The sequence below is a fragment of the Paracoccus lutimaris genome (genome assembly GCF_003337565.1).
Lineage (GTDB): Bacteria > Pseudomonadota > Alphaproteobacteria > Rhodobacterales > Rhodobacteraceae > Paracoccus > Paracoccus lutimaris.
This window is the reverse complement of the sequence record NZ_QPJL01000038.1, coordinates 1-17,515: the sequence shown is the minus strand read 5'-3', so window position 1 is coordinate 17,515 and position 17,515 is coordinate 1. Positions and strand designations below refer to the sequence as shown.

The following is a 17,515-nucleotide window of genomic DNA, read 5'->3' as shown; positions in this document are numbered from 1 at the left end:
TGCCAGAGGTCATCAGCGGGGTTGAGTTCCGCGACGGCGTCCGCCACATTCAAGCTGCCGCCTGATCAAGCGTCACCAACTTTCGAGCATATCTCGCAAGGCCGCGCATCTCGTCGCAGCGCTCGAGAACCGAGCGCCTGAGTTCGGCCGGCTTGCGGCTGCGGTCGAACAGCTCGACTCCCAACTGCTCTTCGATCATTCGCAACCGGCGCGAAAAGGCCGATTGCGTGAGGAAGCGCCGTTCGGCCGCCCGAATCATGGATCCGGTATCGGCCACGGCAAGGATGTCGTCCAGCCATTCAAGCCGCATACTTCCTCACAAAAGACGATACTTGCATTTTAGGCGCCACATTACGCATTTGCAATGCGTTTTTCTGCAATTGATCATGCATCAAGCGCTCTAAACAAGGATGACATCCATGCTGCTGTCTCGTTTTCCCCGGATCTCCCTGGCTCATCTTCCGACACCGCTGGAACGGATGGACCGGCTGAGCAAGGAGCTGGGCGGACCGGAAATCTGGATCAAGCGCGACGACTGCACCGGCATGTCGACGGGCGGCAACAAGACGCGGAAACTGGAGTTCCTGATGGCCGAGGCCGAGGCGCAGGGTGCCGACACGGTGATCACGCAGGGCGCCACCCAGTCGAACCACGCCCGCCAGACCGCGGCCTGCGCCGCCAAATTGGGCTTCGACTGCCATATCCTGCTGGAGGATCGCACCGGCAGCAAGGACGACAATTACAACTACAACGGCAACGTGTTGCTGGATCACCTGCACGGCGCGACGACCGAATGCTTCGCCGGCGGGCTCGACATGAATGCCGAACTGGAAAAGGTCGCCGACCGTATGCGCGCCCAGGGCCGCAAGGTCTATGCCATTCCCGGCGGCGGTTCCAATGCTACAGGGGCGCTCGGCTATGTGAACTGCGCCTTCGAACTGGTCGGACAGGCGAATGACCGCGGCCTGGTGATCGACCATCTGGTCCACGCCACGGGCAGCGCAGGCACCCAGGCCGGGCTGATCACCGGCCTGAAAGCGATGAACGCGCAGGTCCCGCTGCTGGGGATCGGGGTGCGCGCGCCAAAGCCCAAGCAGGAAGAGAACGTGTTCAATCTGGCTCAGGCCACCGCGCTGAAGATCGGCGCGCCCGAGGCGGTTCGCCGCGAGGATGTCGTCGCCAACACAGATTACGTCGGCGAGGGTTACGGTATCCCGACGGAAAGCGGGCTGGAGGCTATCGCGATGTTCGCGGAACTCGAAGGCATCCTTCTGGACCCGGTCTATTCGGCCAAGGGTGCGGCGGGCATGATCGACCTGATCCGCAAGGGCCATTTCAAGAAGGGCGAGCGACTGGTCTTTCTGCACACCGGGGGTGCTGCGGCTCTGTTCGGCTATAGCGCCGCCTTCGACTTTACCGATCGTCGCGTCGGCTCCGAGGCGGCCTGAGCAATGGATATCCGGCCTTTTTCGCGCAGCTTCACCCAGCAGGAACCGATCCCCGAAGATGCGATCGCCGCAGCGGTCGAGGTCATGCGAACGGGCCGGTTGCATCGCTACAACACCGCCCCGGACGAGGTCTCGCAGGTGTCGGTGCTGGAACGGGAAACCGCCGCCTGGCAGGGCAGCGCCTATGCGCTTGCCTGCGCATCGGGCGGCGCGGCCCTGCGGATCGGGCTGCGCGCGGCAGGGATCGGGGCGGGCGATGTCGTGCTGACCAATGCCTTCACCCTGGCGCCGGTTCCGGGCGCGATCGTTGCCGTCGGTGCGCGTCCGGTGCTTGTCGAGATCGACGAGAACCTATGCCTCGATCTCGACGACCTGCAAGCCAGGATCGCCGCCCACCGGCCCGCCGCGGTGATGGCCTCGCATATGCGTGGCCATCTTTGCGACATGGACCGGCTGAGCGACATCTGCGCAGCGGAAAGCGTCCCGCTGATCGAGGACTGCGCCCATACCATGGGTGCCAGGTGGCGCGGGCGACGCAGCGGCTCGTTCGGGTTGGCCGGCGCCTTCAGCACGCAGACCTACAAGCATCTGAACTCGGGCGAAGGCGGGCTTTTGGTCTCGGACGATCCGGCCTTCATGGCGCGGGCGATCCTGCTGTCTGGATCCTACATGCTTTACGCCCGGCATGGGGCGGCACCGGGCGATGCCTGGTTTCGGGACGCGCGGCTGGATATGCCGAACACCTCTGCCCGCATGGACAACCTGCGGGCCGCGCTGCTGCGCCCGCAACTGGCACGCATCGAGGATGCGGTGCGGCGCTGGAATGAACGCTATCAGGCGGTGGCGGCCGTGCTGGCGGAATGCGCCCGGATTGTCCTGCCGCACCGGCCGCCCGAAGAGGAATTCGTCGGCAGTTCGATCCAGTTCCGCCTGCCCGGCATCACGCCAGAGGAAGCGCGCACCTTCGTCCGGGATGCGGCCGCGCTTGGGGTCGAGCTGAAATGGTTCGGGGATCGGGAGCCGGTGGGCTTCACTTCGGCGCATCAGAGCTGGCGCTATGTCGAACCGCAGGCGCTGCCACGGACCGATGCAACCCTGGCCGGCCTTTTCGACGTGCGGTTGCCGCTGACCTTCGACCTCGGGGATTGCGACCATATCGCAAGGATCATCGTGTCCTGCGCCGGCAAGCCGATGCCGGAGAATCGGCCATGAGCACGCCTTGGCGCATCGGCATCCTTGGCGGCATGGGGCCCGAGGCCACCGTGGCGCTGATGTCGCGGCTGATCGGGGCGACGCCCGCCAGGGACGATGCCGATCACATTCCGCTGCTGGTCGACATGAACCCGCAGGTGCCGTCGCGGATCGCCCGCCTGATCGAAGGTCGGGGCGAGGACCCGGGGCCGGTGCTGGCCGAAATGGCAAGGGGACTGGAACGGGCCGGGGCTCGGGCGCTGGCGATGCCTTGCAATACCGCGCATCACTACGCGCCGGTGATCCGCGAGGCCGTCTCCATCCCCTTTATCGACATGGTCGATCTGGCAGCGCGACAGGCGATGGCGAAAGCCCCGGAGGGCGCGCCGATCGGGGTGCTGGGGTCGCCCGCGCTGCGGCAGATCGGAATTTTCGACGCAGCCCTGGCACGGCACGGTGGTCGTGCGGCCTATCCCTCGGACCAGCCTGCACTGTTGAGAGCGATCCGCGACATCAAGAGCGCGGGGCCTTCGGATGCAGCCGCCGCGATCCTCGGAACCGCCGCAGCCGATCTGGCCGCCCAGGGCGCGCGGGTGCAACTGGTCGCCTGCACGGAGTTTTCGCTGATCGCCCATGCGGCGGCGGAAAAAGCTGAAGCAATAGACACGCTGGACATGCTGGTCGAGGCGATCATCGGGTTTGCCTTTGGCGGAACGAGCGATCCCGACAAAGGTGAAAAGGCAGCGACCGCCACAGCATGAGCGGCGCACCATGGACTTAATCAACAACAGGGAACCAAGACATGTTTGAACAACTTCGCAATTGCGTGGCCGGGGGCGTCATGGCGCTGTGTCTGGCCGGCGCGGCCGGTGCCGAAACCGTCGTCATCGGCCATTTCGGCAACCCCACCCCGATGCAGGTCGCCGCGGCCGAGGGCAAATTCTCGCAAGCGACCGGATGGGATGTCGAATGGCGCAAATTCGCCTCGGGCGCGGATGTCATTGCCGCGATGGCGTCCGGCGACATCAAGATCGCCGAACTGGGATCCTCGCCAATGGCGATTGCGGCGACGCAGGGGGTCGATCTGCAGGTGTTCATGCTGGCGCAGGTGATCGGCAATGCCGAGAGCCTGATCGTGCGCAATGGCGCGGGGATCGAGACCCTCGCGGATCTGAAGGGCAAGCGGATCGCGGTGCCGGTCGGCTCGACCGCGCATTTTTCGCTGATGGGCGCGCTGGAGCACGCCCAGCTCGGCAGCAATGACGTGACCATCATGTCAATGCCGCCTGATCAGATCGCTGCGGCATGGCAGCAGGAAGCCATCGACGCCGCTTTCATCTGGCAGCCCGTGCAGGAGCAGATCCTACAGACCGGTAAGCGACTGGTGGGAGCTGACGAGACGGCCGCCTGGGGATATCCGACCTTCGACGCCTGGGTGGTGAACAAGGATTTCGCCGCCGCGAACACGGATGGGATCACCGGCTTTATCCAGACCGTCGATGCCGCGAACAAGGCCTATCTGGAAAACAAGGCCGCATGGACCGCCGATAGCGAGCCTGTCAAGGTGATCGCCAGCTATACCGGTGCCGACCCGACGCAGGTTCCGGCGATCCTTGAAGGCTATTCCTTCCTGCCCATCGCCGAGCAGGCAAAGCCCGAATGGCTGGGCGGGGGCATTGCCGACGCACTGAAATCCACCGCGCAGTTTCTCAAAGCGGCCGGCCGCATCGACAGCGCAAGCGACGATTACACCCCCTTTGTGACGTCCCAATACCTGACGAGCGCGCAGTAAATCCATCCAACCAGCCCGCGCTTCCGGCTTGGCCAGGGCGCGGGGAAAGGAAGGCAGTCGAATGGCACTGGAAATATGCGAAGCCTCGGTCATCTACCCGGCGCAGTCCGGCAGGGCGCCCGTCGAGGCTTTGAGCAAGATCGACCTGACCGTCGAGGATCATGATTTCGTCGTGGCCCTGGGGGCCTCTGGCTGCGGCAAGTCGACCCTGCTCAATCTGATAGCAGGGTTTCTGTCACCCTCATCGGGCAAGATCATGCTGGACAAGACCGAGGTTTCGGGACCGGGCGCCGACCGCTCTGTCGTGTTTCAAAAGCATGCGCTGCTGCCATGGCTCAATGTCCGCGACAATGTCGCCTTCGGGCTGAAGCTTCGGGGTGGCGGCGCGGCGGCCTATGCGGTCGCAGATCGCTTCATCGCGCTGTTGGGTCTGAAAGGCTTCGAGAAATCGCCGGTCTACGCCCTGTCGGGCGGCATGCAGCAGCGCGTCGGCATCGCGCGGGCGCTGACCTGTGATCCCAAAATCCTGCTGATGGACGAGCCGCTGGGCGCGCTTGACGCGCTGACGCGGGAACGTGCGCAGGAACTGATCCTCGACATCTGGAAAAGCACCGGGAAAACGGTGTTCCTGATCACCCATAGCGTCGAAGAGGCGCTGTTCATGGGCACCCGGCTGATCGTGATGTCGCCGCGTCCCGGTCGGATCGCCCATCGCTTCGACCTGCCCTTCTCGCGCCGCTTTCTCGACGGCGCACCCGCCCGTCAGGTCAAGGCGTCGTCCGAATTCATCGACCTTCGCGAAGAGGTGCTGCGCATCATCTTTGCCGACGAGGAGCAGGCCGCATGAGCGATCAAGGCACCGTCTCGCAAAATGACAGCAAGGGGCGCGGCAGATCGCTCGCGGGGTTTGCGCGCTCCCGTCCGACAAAGCCCGGGGAAACCTATGGCGTTCCCGGCCAGGGCAATACCACATGGCTGAGCTTTGCCACCATCGCGGCGCTGATCTTTCTGTGGTGGGCCATTACCGCAGCAGGGCTGGTAAAGCCTCTGTTCGTGCCCTCGCCACAATCCATCGTACAGAAATTCGTTGATGTCTGGGTCAACGGCTTTACCGGCACGCCGCTCTGGCAGCATATCCTGATTTCGACCGCGCGGGTTTTCGGCGCCTTCGTGCTGGCCTGCATCATCGGCATTCCGCTGGGGCTGGCCATGGGCATGAGCCCGATCATGCGCGGCATCTTCGATCCGCCGATCGAGATCTATCGCCCCGTGCCGCCGCTGGCCTATCTGCCGCTGATGATCATCTGGTTCGGGATCGGCGAAACCTCGAAGGTTCTGTTGATCTTTCTGTCGGTCTTTGCCCCCATCGCGCTTGGTGCGCGGGCGGGCGTCCGTTCGGCCGCCATCGAACAGATCCATGCCGCCTATTCCTTCGGAGCCACGCGCTGGCAGGTCATGCGCCACATCATCCTGCCTTCGGCCATGCCCGAGATCCTGACCGCCATGCGGATCGGCATCGGCTTTGGCTGGACGACGCTGGTCGCGGCCGAGATGGTCGCTGCGACCAAGGGCATCGGCTACATGGTTCTGAGCGCGTCGCAGTTCCTGCAAACCTCGACGGTCATCATGGGCATCTTTGTCATTGCCGCCATCGCCTATGCCTTCGACATGCTGATGCGCTTTCTCGAGCGTCGCCTCGTGCCGTGGAAGGGCAAGATGTAGCGCCATCGGGCAATCAGACGAACAGAACGACCAGAAGGAAGCACATGATGGCTGTGACCCAGCTCAAGACCGCAGCGCGCAGCGCAACCACGGATGCCGAGGATATCACCGAAACCGTTCGCGCCATCCTCGCCGATATCGCGGCCGAGGGCGAGGATGCCGCGCGCCGCTATGCCGACAGGTTTGACGGCTACGACGGCAACCTGATCCTGACCCGCGACGAGATCGACGCGGCCGGCGCACAGGTCAGTGCGCAGCTCAAGGATGACATCCGCTACGCCTATGAAAACATCCGCACATTCGCCGAAGCGCAAAAGGCCACGATCGGGGACTTTGAAATCGAGGTGCGACCGGGCCTGTTCGCCGGTCAGCGCGCCATCCCCTGCAATGCGGCCGGCTGCTATGTGCCGGGCGGGCGTTATGCGCATATCGCGTCGGCGATGATGACGGTGACGACAGCAAAAGTCGCCGGATGCCGGCACATCGTCGCCTGTTCGCCGCCGCAAAAGGGTCAGGGCGTGCATCCCGCCATCGTCTATACCGCCGATCTCTGCGGTGCCGACGCCATTCTGGCGATGGGGGGCGTTCAGGGCGTGGCGGCCATGGCCAATGGCCTGTTCGGACTGCCCAGAGCCGATATCCTCGTCGGTCCCGGCAACCAGTTCGTCGCCGAGGCCAAGCGGCTGCTCTTTGGTCAGGTCGGCATCGACATGTTTGCCGGCCCCACCGACAGCCTGATCCTCGCAGATGACAGCGCCGATCCCGAATTCGTCGCATGGGATCTGGTCGGTCAGGCTGAGCATGGCTACAATTCCCCTGTATGGCTGGTCACCGACGACCGCGCACTGGCCGAAAGGGTCATGGACCGGGTCCCGGCGCTGATCGCCTCGCTGCCCGAGTTGAACCGCCGCAATGCCGCAGCCGCATGGCGCGACCATGCCGAGATTTTCCTGTGCGACAGCCCAGAGGACATGGCGGCGCTGTCCGACCGGATCGCGCCCGAGCATCTGCACGTGCAGGCGCGCGACCTCGATTGGTGGCTGGGGCGGCTGTCCTGTTATGGCTCGCTGTTTCTGGGCGAGGAAACCACCGTCGCTTTCGGTGACAAGGCGTCGGGCACCAACCACGTGCTGCCGACCTCGGGGGCTGCGCGCTATACCGGCGGATTGTCGGTGCACAAATACATGAAGCTGGTGACCTGGCAGCGTGCCATGCCCCAAGCCGTGCTACCGCTGGCAGAGGCGACAGCCCGGATCTCGCGGCTCGAAGGGATGGAGGGGCATGCCCGAACCGCCGACATCCGGGTCGAGAAATACGCAGCCCTGCACCGTGGCGATCCGCACGTCGCAGGGGGTACCTGATCCGTGGACGGCGCGAAACCGACGCTTGTTCTTGTGCACGGCTATCTGGGCGGTGCGGCACAGTGGGATCATCAGGTCGCGCAATTTCGCGATCGGTTTCGCGTTGTCGCGCCCGACCTGCCGGGCTTTGGCACCCGCAACGACGCGATGGCGCCCGACCGCATCGCCGATTTCGCACGCGACGTGCTGAATGATCTCGACGCGCAGGGCGTCGGTTCGTTCATGCTGGTCGGGCATTCGATGGGGGGAATGATCGCGCAGGACATCGCCGTTCAGGCCGCAGATCGCGTCAGGCGGCTGGTGCTTTACGGCACTGGCCCCCTTGGCGCCCTGCCCGACCGGTTCGAGCCGATCACCGCCTCGAAAGCGCGGATCCAGATCGATGGGGTCAAACCCGCTATCCGTCCCATCGTTGCCAGCTGGTTTCTGGCCGGTGAAAGCGCCCCGGCTTATGACGCATGCCTCGATCTTGCCGCGCGCGTCAAAGCTCCGGCCGCGCTGGCCGCTCTTACCGCAATGGAAAATTGGGACGGTCGCGAACAACTCGCCCGGATAAAGGCACCGACGCTTGTGCTCTGGGGCGATCAGGACCGTTCCTATGGTTGGCGGCAGCCGGAGATGCTTTGGCGCGTAATCCCTGCTGCCGCGTTGGCCGTGATCCCGGGCAGCGCTCACAACGTGCATCAGGAAAAACCCGAGATTTTCAATTTGTTGCTGGACGATTTTCTGAGCGACCCAATTCCAGTATCCCCGGAGGCGGCGCTGTGAGGGCACCGCAAAATATGACATGCCGTTCCTGACCTCGCGCCTTCCTGGCTTTGATGCCGCACGATCGTTCTTTCCAGGCTTTGCGGTTTCCTTCCTGGTCGCCGTAACCGCCCAATTCCTCTCCGAACATTACGGCGCTCCGGCAATGCTGCTGGCATTGCTCTTGGGGTTGGCCCTGAACTTTCTGGCGGAGGAAGGCACACGAACCGCACCGGGCATCGCTTTCACCAGCCGTTCCGTGTTGCGGATCGGCGTAGCGCTCCTGGGCGCAAGAATCAGTGTCGACATGCTGGCAGGCCTGGGGGCGGCCGCTATTGCGCTGGTGGTCGCGGGTGTCATACTGACCATCGCCTTTGCCCTTCTGATAGCCCGTTGCGTCGGTCGTGGTTGGCGTTTTGCGTTGTTGACCGGAGGATCGGTGGCGATCTGCGGCGCATCGGCTGCCATGGCCATCGCCGCGGTTCTGCCTCGGCATGAGAAATCGGAGCGGGATCTGGTCTTCACGGTGCTGTCGGTGACGGTGCTGTCGACCATCGCCATGGTCGTTTATCCGATGCTTGCCCAACTGTTCCATTTCGATGCCCGAGACTCGGGGGTTTTCCTCGGCGGCACCATCCATGATGTGGCCCAGGTGGTGGGAGCAGGCTTCTCCATCGGACCCGAAACCGGCGAAACGGCGACGCTGGTCAAGCTGATCCGCGTCTCGATGCTGGCACCAGTGGTGCTGTGCTTTTCTCTCGCGATCCGGCAGATGGGTCTTGCCGATGTTTCCGATGGAGAGCGGCCCCCGTTGCTGCCCGGCTTCGTTGTCGGCTTCCTGCTGCTGGCTACGCTGAACTCGCTTGGGGTGATCCCGCAGATCCTCTCGGACCTCTCTGGCGCGCTCAGCCGTTGGGCGCTGCTGGTCGCCATTGCCGCAGTCGGCATCAAGACCTCACTCGCCCGCATGGTCGAGGTTGGCTTTGGCGCCATCGCATTGATTGTCGCCGAGACCGTTTTCCTCAGCCTGTTCGTGGTCGTTGGTTTACATATCCTTAAGTAACGTCGGTTGGTCATTAGGGAAATCTTTACCGTCCAGCGGTTCGCCTGCGATAGATCGGAGAATCGAAGCTCTGCGGCCTTCGATACCCTTCGCCCTGAATGTTGGGATTTCTTTTCAGCGCCGCCAGCTCGGCATCAAGTCCCGCCGTGCCGTTGTCGTCCAGCAAGAGCCGGACACGCACGCCCCGATCCGTCGCCCGCCACAGGGCGTCGAGCAGCAGATAGCCGGTCAGGTCGTCATACCAGATGTAATATTGCGCGTCGAGGGACAGGGGTTTTTACATGCTGTCGCAGCAAGTCGACATCAGCCGACCGGCAAGGCAAAGGATAGACGCTTCTCCAGGCAGTACCTGAAGAAGCGTCGGATCATAGCATAGCAGGGCTGATGCCCTGCGATATTTTTAGGCATGGGATTTCATGCGGCGATGTTCGATGATGGCTTCGCCGGCAGAGCGGCCTGCACCCCGGAACGGACGTCCGGCAGTTTCTGGCGAAACCAGTGTCACCAGGAAGGCCACAACCGCAATGATGGTGATATAAATCGCGGGTGCCAGACGGTCGCCAGTCGAGGCGATCAGCCAAGTGGCCACAAAAGGCGCCGTACCTCCGAAGATGGCATAGGCCACGTTATAGGTCACGGCAGAAGCGGTATATCGGACCCGCGTCGGGAACACCTCGCACAGAAGCACGGCCGTCACCACGTTCGCCGTAACCGCCCCCAAAGCCAGCATCAGCTGGGCCGAGATCGCCGAGCTGATGGTTCCGTCAGACGCCAATTGGTAGGCAGGAATGGCGAGGCATCCCAGAAGCAGCGCTGACGCGGCCATGGTCGGGCGCCGTCCGACCCGATCACAGAGCTTGCCGATCACGGGCGCGGCTAGGGCAGACGCGCTCAGCGCGATGACGTTGCTCAGCAGGACCTCGTCGGCGGGCATTCCCACGACGGTGCGCAGGAAGCTGGTCATGTAGGTAGAGAAAATATAGAAGGACAGCGCCGTGAGGCTGATGTAGCATCCCAGCCGCAGCATAGGCAGCCATTGTTCGCGTAGGGTCTGACGCAGCGGGGTATGCTCGGGCGCAGGTGCATCCATGATCTGCTGGAAAAGGGGGCTTTCGTCCAGCTTGTGCCGGATATAAAGCGCGACGAGTCCGAGAGGGGCTGCGATCAAAAACGGAATTCGCCAGCCCCAAGCGTTCATTTGTTCCGACGTCAGCGACGCCGTCAGCAGATAGGAGCACATCGCTGCCAGCGCGAAAGAGGCAAAGGTGGACGCCGGCATATAGCTGGAATAGCGCGACCGCTGGTGCGCGGGCGCATGTTCGATCACATAGGCCACTGCACCGGCATATTCGCCGCCAGCCGAAAACCCTTGTACACAACGAGCGACCGTCAGCAGGATCGGCGCCCATATGCCGATCGCCTGATAGCTTGGCAAAAGGCCGATCGCGACGGTGGCGACCGACATCAGCAGGACCGTCAAGGCGAGTACGCGCTTGCGGCCCAGCCGGTCACCCATCATGCCGAAATAAGCGCCGCCGATCGGGCGAAGCGCAAAGGAGATGGCAAAGATGGCGAATGTTTGGAGTAGCCCGACCAATTCGTCGCCGTCAGGGAAGAAGGTGATGGCGAGGATCGGGGCCATGAAGCCGTAGATGGCGAAATCGAACCATTCTATGACGGTGCCTGCCACGGCGGCGGTTGTCACCTTCCTGAGGGTTGCGGGATCGGCTTCGGCGAACTGGGTCATGCGTATCTCCCTGATGCGTTTCTTGTTTGATCCGGCTTGAACGGGAAACGGCGCCCGTTTCCGGGCGCCGTTCCTTGCCTTATTCCGCGGCGATCTTCTGGGTTGCGAGGCCGTCGATATAGGCCACGCATTCATCGACGGTGTGGACGTCGCCGAACTTGGCGTCGATGTCGAACAGGTTCCAGGCCACCGCGCCGGGCACCCGGTCGCCGATCGCCTCCTTGACGGCGATGGTGCGGAAGCCGTCGGCGATGCCGTCGCAGATCGTCTGGCGCACGCAGGCGCAGGCGGTCACGCCGGTGACCAGGATCGTGTCCACGCCGTTGGCGCGCAGGATGCCCGCCAGCTCCGTGCCGTGGAAGGACGAGGCGCGCTTTTTCAGCAGCGTGTATTCGCCCTCGACCGGGGCGATGCGGCTGTCGATAGCCTACAGGTCCTTGTTCTTCAGATCCACCACGTCGACGGGGATCTTGTCGTGCCACAGGCCCATGTCGGTGAAGGGGGCGTTGCGGTCGGTGATCTCGTAGGCGGTGGTGACGTGGACCACGGGCAGGCTCTGGGCGCGGAAGGCCTTGAGCAGCTTCTGCATGCCGGGGATGATCTCGTTGTCCATCTTCTCCTGGTCGCAGGTGAAGGGGTTGCCCGGACGCGTCCAGGCATTGGCCAGGTCCACGCTGACCAGGGCCGGGCGCTTGCCGAAGCCCACGCGCCGCTGGAAGCCGCGCTCCTTGTAGAGCTTGCTGGCCGTGTCGAAGGCTTCCTGCAGCAGGCGGTCCGGCCCTTAGCTGCCGGTCGAGAGCGTGCCGACGCCGCGCTGCGATGCTCCCCGAAGCAGCCGTTCATGGCATGGCACAGCATTTTGCAGGAAAGGGTGGCTCCACCTGAGGCATGGGTTGCACCGCAAGGATTCGAGTGCCACGTGATCGGTAGATATTTAGATAAACCAAGCTTACCAATGGTTAATAAACACGGTTGGGATAACGGAGAACCTATGACTTGGCATATCACCGCTCGCATGGCTTGGCACGATCGCGGCTGGGACGGCCGAGTCTGCGATGATCCGGCAGCCAACACATACTGCACGGGCAGCCATTCGCTTCTTTCAGAGCGGCTTGCGCGGGAAAAGAGGATCGAATGCGAGCGGCCATGTGCGGCGCTCGACGCCGACTTGCCCGACTATCAGCCGCCCTGCTTCTGGACGTCATCCGTTTTCGCGCCGGAGCCGACGAAAGTCCTGCACCGTCATCCGTTCCCTCAATATCGTGACGAGAAGCAGATCGAGGAGACGCTTCCCGCAAATTCGGTTTACACTTGGCCATTCCGCCTCGCGATGACGCATGCGTCGAAGAATCGGCACGGCAATTATTTTCCCGACCTTGATGCCCGGATCGAACGCTTTGCCGGAAGGCTCAATCCCGGTCGGTCGCTGGTCTTCTTTTACTTGAACTACGACAACCCGGTCTCAGCGGACGATTATAAGTATGCACTCGTTGGGTGTGCCCGCCTTGCTGACTTCGCAATGAGCGGCGAATTCCTGTTTAGCACCGATGAATTGGCGGAAATTCGCGGCTCGAATCCGCAGATGAAGAACTTCCCGGCCGAGAATTGGGCGTTGCAGTTGAGCCATGAAGGTGCAGCCAATGGCATCGTGCTTCCGTATCATGCCTATTTAGCCCACATCGCCGCGAATCCCGACGACGAAGCCAAACTCGACGAGATTCGTGTGCTGGTCGATGAGCCGGCGCTGCTTCCCAACTTCAAATATGTCTCCGAGCAGGTCCATGACGACCACGCGCTGGCACTACTCTACAAGCTTAAGCGCGCACTGGCGCGAGCGCAGGAGCACGGCATCGCCGATGTCGATGTCATGGTCGACCGGATTGAGGATTATATCGCCGACGCCTGGGCCGACCGCGGTCTCTATCCGGGTCTCGGATCGGTGCTCAACGTCCTCGCCGACCTGGCGGAAGGCGAATTTCAGATCGAAGGCAGCCGTGGCGCAGCGCTTGCCACCGCGCTGCGCGACTCGCTCGGCGAGGGCGAGGACTTGCTCGATTCGGCGATCTCGCTGCTCGAATCCAAGGATCCCGTGCCCCGGGCATTGGCGGCGCATAAGGCAACTGTGCGCGATGCGCGAGCGGGTTATCGCGACAACAAGAGCCTCAAGACGCTGCTCCGTAAGCTGACGCTGTTCACACTTACACCGCGCCAGGTCGGGCGCATCCTATTTCCCGAGGACGGCGACCCGCACGCTTTCGCCGGCCTCGCGCTGTCACCCGAAGACATCGCCGCCAACCCCTATGTCCTCGCCGAAAGTTATGTTCCTGCGACCCGCAATGCGAGCAACGAACGCGAGGATCTCGACCGAGAGCAGCGCAGCGATGCCGCGATCGACTATGGCGTCATCGACATCGGCATGTTCCCCGATCATCGCCATCTCGAACGCCGTGATGATCTCCACGATCTCACGGTCACCGGCCCTGAGCGGCTCCGCGCTTTTGCGCATGAGGCGCTGACCGCCGCTGAGGCGCAGGGTCATAGCTTCGTGTCGACCGGTACATTGGTCGAGCATGCCGCACGCCATCCGCTCTTTTATCGCGACAAGCTCAACGTCAACGAGGCGCAGTTCCTCTCGAATGAGCATCTCGCCCATTTCCGCGAGAGGATGCACATCGAGAATGTTGACGGCGCCCACTACTTCTATCTCCAGCGTGCCTGGCATGCCGAGCAGATAGTTACCCGCTTCGTTTGCGAACGGCTCAAGCTGCCGGCACTAAAGCGCGATCTCTCTTGGATCGCCGACTATGTCAGCACCGAATCCACCGCGCTCGCTGCTGAGATCGACGGGTTCGACGCTGAACGCTTCGGCATCGAACGCACGCGGATGATGACGAGCGCGATGACGCAGCGCTTCTATTGCGCCACGGGCCGACCAGGGTCAGGCAAGAGCCAAGCGATCGCTGAACTGCTCAAGCGCTTCGATGCCGCGAACGAGCGCACAATCGTACTTGCACCTACGGGCAAGGCGGCGCTGCGCCTCAATGCAGAGGCACCGGAAGACGTGACATGGGAAGCCGAGACTATCGACCGGTGGATTTGGCGATCGGGCCTAAGTGATTATTTGAGCGATGGCGCTGATTTGATTGCCATGTCGCGAGAGCCGCGCTTCGAGCAATTCGACAATCTCGTCATCGACGAGATGTCGATGGTGAATCTCTATCACCTCGCCTTGTTGTTCCGCGCAATCGAAGTGCATCAGCCGACATCCACGCTACGCGTGATCCTTGTCGGTGACGAGAATCAGTTGCCCCCAATCGGCTGCGGTAAGCCATTCCACGACGTGATTAGCTATCTGCGCGGGGAACCTGACTATCAGACCACCAACACCGTCCGCCTCACCGCCAATTGCAGGCAGCGCCACGATTCGACCGTGATTGAGGCGGCGCACCTCTTCGTTGGCAAGAACCGCTACCATGACGAGCTCTATGCGCAGCTTCGCAAGGGCGGAAAGGTCAGCGACTATCTCGATGTCCGGTATTTCAGTGGTACCCAAGAACTGCAGAGCCACGTCGCCGATTTCGTGACCACCACGCTTGACATTGCAGTACCTGATCACCGCGACCGCTCGCAGCAGGAAGCATTCAACCTGCTTCTGAAACTTTACGACAAGGGCCATGTCCCTAACAACGATGCGGCAGCGCTGGCGCTGGACCGGGTGCAGTTGCTGTCGCCTTATCGCGGCGGCCCGACCGGTGCGCTCGGCCTCAGTAATTTCGTGCGGGACACATACCGCGCCGAAGCCAAGGAGGACGACTGGAAGCAAAAGAACGGCTTCGTCCACTCAGACAAGATCGTTCGCATTCGTAACTACTATGTCTACAACAGCAAAACCAAGCAGCGCGAGTTGCGCCTGTCGAACGGATCGGTCGGAGTGTTGTGCGGAGGCCGCAAGGGCTGGAAAACATTCTTTGCCGAAAGCAAGTGGGGGTTCGACTGGGACAAGCTGGATCCTGAGGATTTCGAACTTGCCTATGGCCTGACCGTACACAAGGCGCAGGGCAGCGAATTCGAGGAAGTGCTGGTCGTGGTGCCCGAACGTCGGGCGCTGTTGTCACGCGAACTGATCTACACCGCGATGACGCGGTCAAAGACGCGCCTCACCCTGCTCGTCGAAAAGTCAGAACGCACCAACCCGTTAACGGTGGCTCGCGATCGCTCGGTGCTTGCGCAGCGCAACTCCTCGGTATTCGCACGCCCATTCGACGCCGTGCGGCTGTTCGAGCCTGAGAACGGAGTAAAGGTTCGCTCCAAGATTGAATACATGATTTATCAGGCGCTGGTCGCCGCGCGCAACGCGGGCACCTTGAGCTTCAGCTATGAGTCGGCGCTCGACCTGCCTTTTGGCGAGCGGATCGTCAGAGTGCATCCCGACTTCGTCATCCAGTCGGGTGGCCAGACTTACTTTTGGGAGCATCTTGGCATGCTCGACCGACAGGATTACGCCCGCGACTGGCGCGAGCGACGGCGTGCCTATTCCACCGCCGGGTATGAAGCGGCTTTGCTGACAACCGACGATCTGTCTGGTGTCCGCGCCGATCAACTCGCGCAAGTTGTTCGCGACATCACCGCAGGCAATCTCGCCGGGCGGGCCGACTTGGGCTGGTCGCTGCACCATTACACCCTTTGATTCTTCTCGGGATCGGTAGTCTTGAGAGTGTCCGATCTCGAAATGGAGGCGTTTGTTTGCGGCGCGTGGCTGAGCATTGCCGCCCGTCTGCAGTCCGCCCCGAATTAGCCATTCACAATTGCCGCAGCGAATGCACGTTTTCCGCCCTTATCGACGTTTGCTATCTGGCGCGGACGAGTGGATCTGGTGCAAATAGTGTCATGAATACTTTCCTTTTTGACCGCCAAGAAACAAGCAATTCTTGACATGAATACCTTGCGCACAACGCGTTGCTCATATGGACTGACGCAAGCCTCAGTCGCGGCCTCAGCCAAGATCAGCCTGCCGACGCTGCGGGCGCTCGAGCGGGGCGAAGGTGGTGTGCGGGCGCTGGTCGCGGTCATGGCGGTGCTGGATCTGCGCTGGGGCTGGGCGCCGGACCGGGTGCAGGCGGCGCGGGCTCTGGCTGATCAGCGGCGGGCGCGGGGGCTCAGCCAGGCGCAACTGGCCAATCGGATCGGGGTCAGCCGACCGGTTGTCATTGCGCTCGAGCGGGATCTGGGCGCGACGGTCGCAACGCTGGTCAGGGCGGCGGCGGAGCTTGGCGTCAGGCCGGTTCTACGCGCGGCCCCCTCGGGACGCGGCGGTCTGGTGCCTGCGACGAATGCCCCGGCGCAGGATTTGGTGATGACGCCGCCGGAGCTGGCGGCGGCGGTGATCGCGCATTTCGCAGATCGGATGACGGGCAAGGTGCTGGACCCGGCCAGAGGGCGAGGGGCGTTTCACGACCTGTTTCCCGCCCATCTTAGCCGGCATTGGTGCGAGATCACTGAGGGACGCGATTTCCTTGATTGGCACGAGACGGTCGACTGGGTGATGACCAATCCGCCCTGGTCGCGGCTGCGCGATTTCAGCCGCCATGCCATGCGGATCGCGCCGAACATCGTCTGGCTCGCGCCACTGACCAATCTGACGACCAGGGCGCGGCTGCGCGACCTCGACGAGGCCGGGTTCGGTATCGCTGAACTGGTGCTGATCGACACGCCGAAGGACTGGCCGCAGAGCGGCTTTCAGCTGGTCGCGGCATGGTTGCGCAAGGGGCACAGCGGCGGCTGGTCGGTGACGCGGCTGGCAAAATAGCTGCAGTGTGACGATCCGTGATCCATCGCGCCCGGCACGATCGAAGGCCAGCGTGCCGGACCGCCTGAATCTCTTAGCAAATGCTCTCGCAGGGGATGCCGTCATTGTCGCGGTCAAGCTTGCCGCCCCAGGGGCTGCAGATACCAGCGCGCCTCTGCGCAACTGCCGATCTGAGAGCAGGTCCGGCGTGGGCTGCAGGACCAGTTTTGTCCGGCCAGTTGCTGTAACCGCTGCATCGGCGGTGCCGCTTTCTGACCGCTGCGGCGTGCCGCACGCCAATCCCACGGCATGTCGAAACGGCCCTGCCAGATCCCGCGCTGGCCGGTCCGGGCGTGATCCTCGGCCGCGACATAGGCGGTCGAATATTGGCGGTAAGCCACCGCCCAGCCCTCGCGCACCATCCAGCGGTTCAAGTTCTCACGGCCCGCAAAGCAATCCGCCACCATCCGGCCGTAACGGTCGGTGTCGGTCTGCTGGCAGCTGACGACTTCCCGCCCGATCCGGTCTGACAGTGCCAGCGAAGCCTGCTGACCACAGCGCCATGCCGTGCCGCGCGGATCCTGGCACAGCTGCCCGCTTTCCGGCGCATCGATGCCGTTCAGCCGGATCCGGGCGCCGTGGATCTCGATGGTGTCGCC

Annotated in this window: 17 protein-coding genes; 11 read left to right on the top strand and 6 right to left on the bottom strand. The window is 62.9% G+C overall.

Annotated elements, in window-relative coordinates; all coding sequences use genetic code 11:
* Positions 1–49: 49 nt before the first annotated feature.
* A complete protein-coding gene (locus tag DFP89_RS21130; protein WP_114350834.1) occupies positions 50–310 on the bottom strand; it encodes a helix-turn-helix domain-containing protein in 261 nt (86 codons plus the stop codon).
* Between the two features lie 109 nt (positions 311–419).
* Here DFP89_RS21130 and cuyA point away from each other — a divergent pair, with 109 nt between their 5' ends.
* The 9 genes from cuyA (at position 420) to DFP89_RS18550 (ending at position 9,324) form a co-directional block, all read left to right on the top strand.
* The gene (gene cuyA, locus DFP89_RS18590; RefSeq protein ID WP_114350833.1) at positions 420–1,448 is read left to right on the top strand and encodes a D-cysteate sulfo-lyase; all 1,029 of its coding nucleotides are present in this window, start codon (positions 420–422) and stop codon (positions 1,446–1,448) included.
* A gap of 3 nt (positions 1,449–1,451) precedes the next feature.
* Positions 1,452–2,660, top strand: coding sequence for a DegT/DnrJ/EryC1/StrS family aminotransferase (locus tag DFP89_RS18585; RefSeq protein WP_181870399.1), 1,209 nt, complete (start codon positions 1,452–1,454; stop codon positions 2,658–2,660).
* Positions 2,657–3,400: a cysteate racemase gene (cuyB, locus tag DFP89_RS18580; protein WP_114350832.1), complete on the top strand. Its 744-nt coding sequence runs from the start codon at positions 2,657–2,659 to the stop codon at positions 3,398–3,400. The genes DFP89_RS18585 and cuyB overlap by 4 nt, the downstream gene beginning before the upstream one ends.
* A 41-nt stretch (positions 3,401–3,441) precedes the next feature.
* Positions 3,442–4,431, top strand: coding sequence for a taurine ABC transporter substrate-binding protein (tauA, locus tag DFP89_RS18575; RefSeq protein WP_114350831.1), 990 nt, complete (start codon positions 3,442–3,444; stop codon positions 4,429–4,431).
* Positions 4,432–4,492: 61 nt separating this feature from the next.
* A complete protein-coding gene (locus tag DFP89_RS18570; RefSeq protein WP_114350830.1) occupies positions 4,493–5,278 on the top strand; it encodes a taurine ABC transporter ATP-binding protein in 786 nt (261 codons plus the stop codon).
* The gene (locus DFP89_RS18565; RefSeq protein WP_114350829.1) at positions 5,275–6,153 is read left to right on the top strand and encodes an ABC transporter permease subunit; all 879 of its coding nucleotides are present in this window, start codon (positions 5,275–5,277) and stop codon (positions 6,151–6,153) included. The genes DFP89_RS18570 and DFP89_RS18565 overlap by 4 nt, the downstream gene beginning before the upstream one ends.
* A gap of 47 nt (positions 6,154–6,200) precedes the next feature.
* Complete coding sequence (gene hisD / locus DFP89_RS18560; protein WP_114350828.1) at positions 6,201–7,514, top strand: histidinol dehydrogenase; 1,314 nt, start codon at positions 6,201–6,203, stop codon at positions 7,512–7,514.
* Between the two features lie 3 nt (positions 7,515–7,517).
* Entirely contained in the window at positions 7,518–8,282 is a 765-nt protein-coding gene (locus DFP89_RS18555) for an alpha/beta fold hydrolase (RefSeq protein WP_114350827.1), read from the top strand.
* A 19-nt stretch (positions 8,283–8,301) separates the two neighbouring features.
* Positions 8,302–9,324, top strand: coding sequence for a YeiH family protein (locus DFP89_RS18550; RefSeq protein WP_114350826.1), 1,023 nt, complete (start codon positions 8,302–8,304; stop codon positions 9,322–9,324).
* A 400-nt stretch (positions 9,325–9,724) separates the two neighbouring features.
* Here DFP89_RS18550 and DFP89_RS18540 read toward each other — a convergent pair whose 3' ends face one another.
* From DFP89_RS18540 to DFP89_RS21120, 3 genes are all read right to left on the bottom strand, one after another.
* Positions 9,725–11,071 carry an MFS transporter gene (locus tag DFP89_RS18540; RefSeq protein WP_114350825.1) on the bottom strand — a complete coding sequence of 449 codons (1,347 nt, stop codon included), beginning with the start codon at positions 11,069–11,071 and terminating at the stop codon, positions 9,725–9,727.
* Positions 11,072–11,150: 79 nt separating this feature from the next.
* Entirely contained in the window at positions 11,151–11,483 is a 333-nt protein-coding gene (locus DFP89_RS21125; RefSeq protein ID WP_342770958.1) for an isochorismatase family protein, read from the bottom strand.
* Positions 11,484–11,498: 15 nt separating this feature from the next.
* On the bottom strand, positions 11,499–11,777 hold the full coding sequence (locus DFP89_RS21120) for a cysteine hydrolase family protein (protein ID WP_342770957.1): 279 nt from the start codon (positions 11,775–11,777) through the stop codon (positions 11,499–11,501).
* Between the two features lie 285 nt (positions 11,778–12,062).
* Here DFP89_RS21120 and DFP89_RS18530 point away from each other — a divergent pair, with 285 nt between their 5' ends.
* Both DFP89_RS18530 and DFP89_RS18525 read left to right on the top strand, forming a co-directional pair.
* Complete coding sequence (locus DFP89_RS18530) at positions 12,063–15,758, top strand: ATP-dependent DNA helicase (RefSeq protein ID WP_181870398.1); 3,696 nt, start codon at positions 12,063–12,065, stop codon at positions 15,756–15,758.
* A 246-nt stretch (positions 15,759–16,004) separates the two neighbouring features.
* Positions 16,005–16,877, top strand: a complete 873-nt coding sequence (locus tag DFP89_RS18525) for a helix-turn-helix domain-containing protein (RefSeq protein ID WP_181870397.1) — start codon at positions 16,005–16,007, stop codon at positions 16,875–16,877.
* A 73-nt stretch (positions 16,878–16,950) separates the two neighbouring features.
* Here DFP89_RS18525 and DFP89_RS21205 read toward each other — a convergent pair whose 3' ends face one another.
* Positions 16,951–17,019, bottom strand: coding sequence for an excalibur calcium-binding domain-containing protein (locus DFP89_RS21205; RefSeq protein WP_425452684.1), 69 nt, complete (start codon positions 17,017–17,019; stop codon positions 16,951–16,953).
* Positions 16,991–17,515, bottom strand: a 525-nt coding sequence (locus tag DFP89_RS18520; protein ID WP_147273354.1) for a thermonuclease family protein, incomplete at its 5' end; no start/stop codon positions are given. The genes DFP89_RS21205 and DFP89_RS18520, both read right to left, overlap by 29 nt.

Bases quoted from the DNA above. Each gene is read 5' to 3' on its own strand.
- DFP89_RS21130 (WP_114350834.1), bottom strand. From the start codon at position 310: ATGCGGCTTGAATGGCTGGACGACATCCTTGCCGTGGCCGATACCGGA.
- DFP89_RS18565 (WP_114350829.1), top strand. From the start codon at position 5,275: ATGAGCGATCAAGGCACCGTCTCGCAAAATGACAGCAAGGGGCGCGGC.
- cuyB (WP_114350832.1), top strand. From the start codon at position 2,657: ATGAGCACGCCTTGGCGCATCGGCATCCTTGGCGGCATGGGGCCCGAG.
- DFP89_RS18585 (WP_181870399.1), top strand. From the start codon at position 1,452: ATGGATATCCGGCCTTTTTCGCGCAGCTTCACCCAGCAGGAACCGATC.
- DFP89_RS18550 (WP_114350826.1), top strand. From the start codon at position 8,302: ATGCCGTTCCTGACCTCGCGCCTTCCTGGCTTTGATGCCGCACGATCG.
- tauA (WP_114350831.1), top strand. From the start codon at position 3,442: ATGTTTGAACAACTTCGCAATTGCGTGGCCGGGGGCGTCATGGCGCTG.
- DFP89_RS18540 (WP_114350825.1), bottom strand. From the start codon at position 11,071: ATGACCCAGTTCGCCGAAGCCGATCCCGCAACCCTCAGGAAGGTGACA.
- hisD (WP_114350828.1), top strand. From the start codon at position 6,201: ATGGCTGTGACCCAGCTCAAGACCGCAGCGCGCAGCGCAACCACGGAT.
- DFP89_RS18530 (WP_181870398.1), top strand. From the start codon at position 12,063: ATGACTTGGCATATCACCGCTCGCATGGCTTGGCACGATCGCGGCTGG.
- DFP89_RS18570 (WP_114350830.1), top strand. From the start codon at position 4,493: ATGGCACTGGAAATATGCGAAGCCTCGGTCATCTACCCGGCGCAGTCC.
- DFP89_RS18525 (WP_181870397.1), top strand. From the start codon at position 16,005: ATGAATACCTTGCGCACAACGCGTTGCTCATATGGACTGACGCAAGCC.
- cuyA (WP_114350833.1), top strand. From the start codon at position 420: ATGCTGCTGTCTCGTTTTCCCCGGATCTCCCTGGCTCATCTTCCGACA.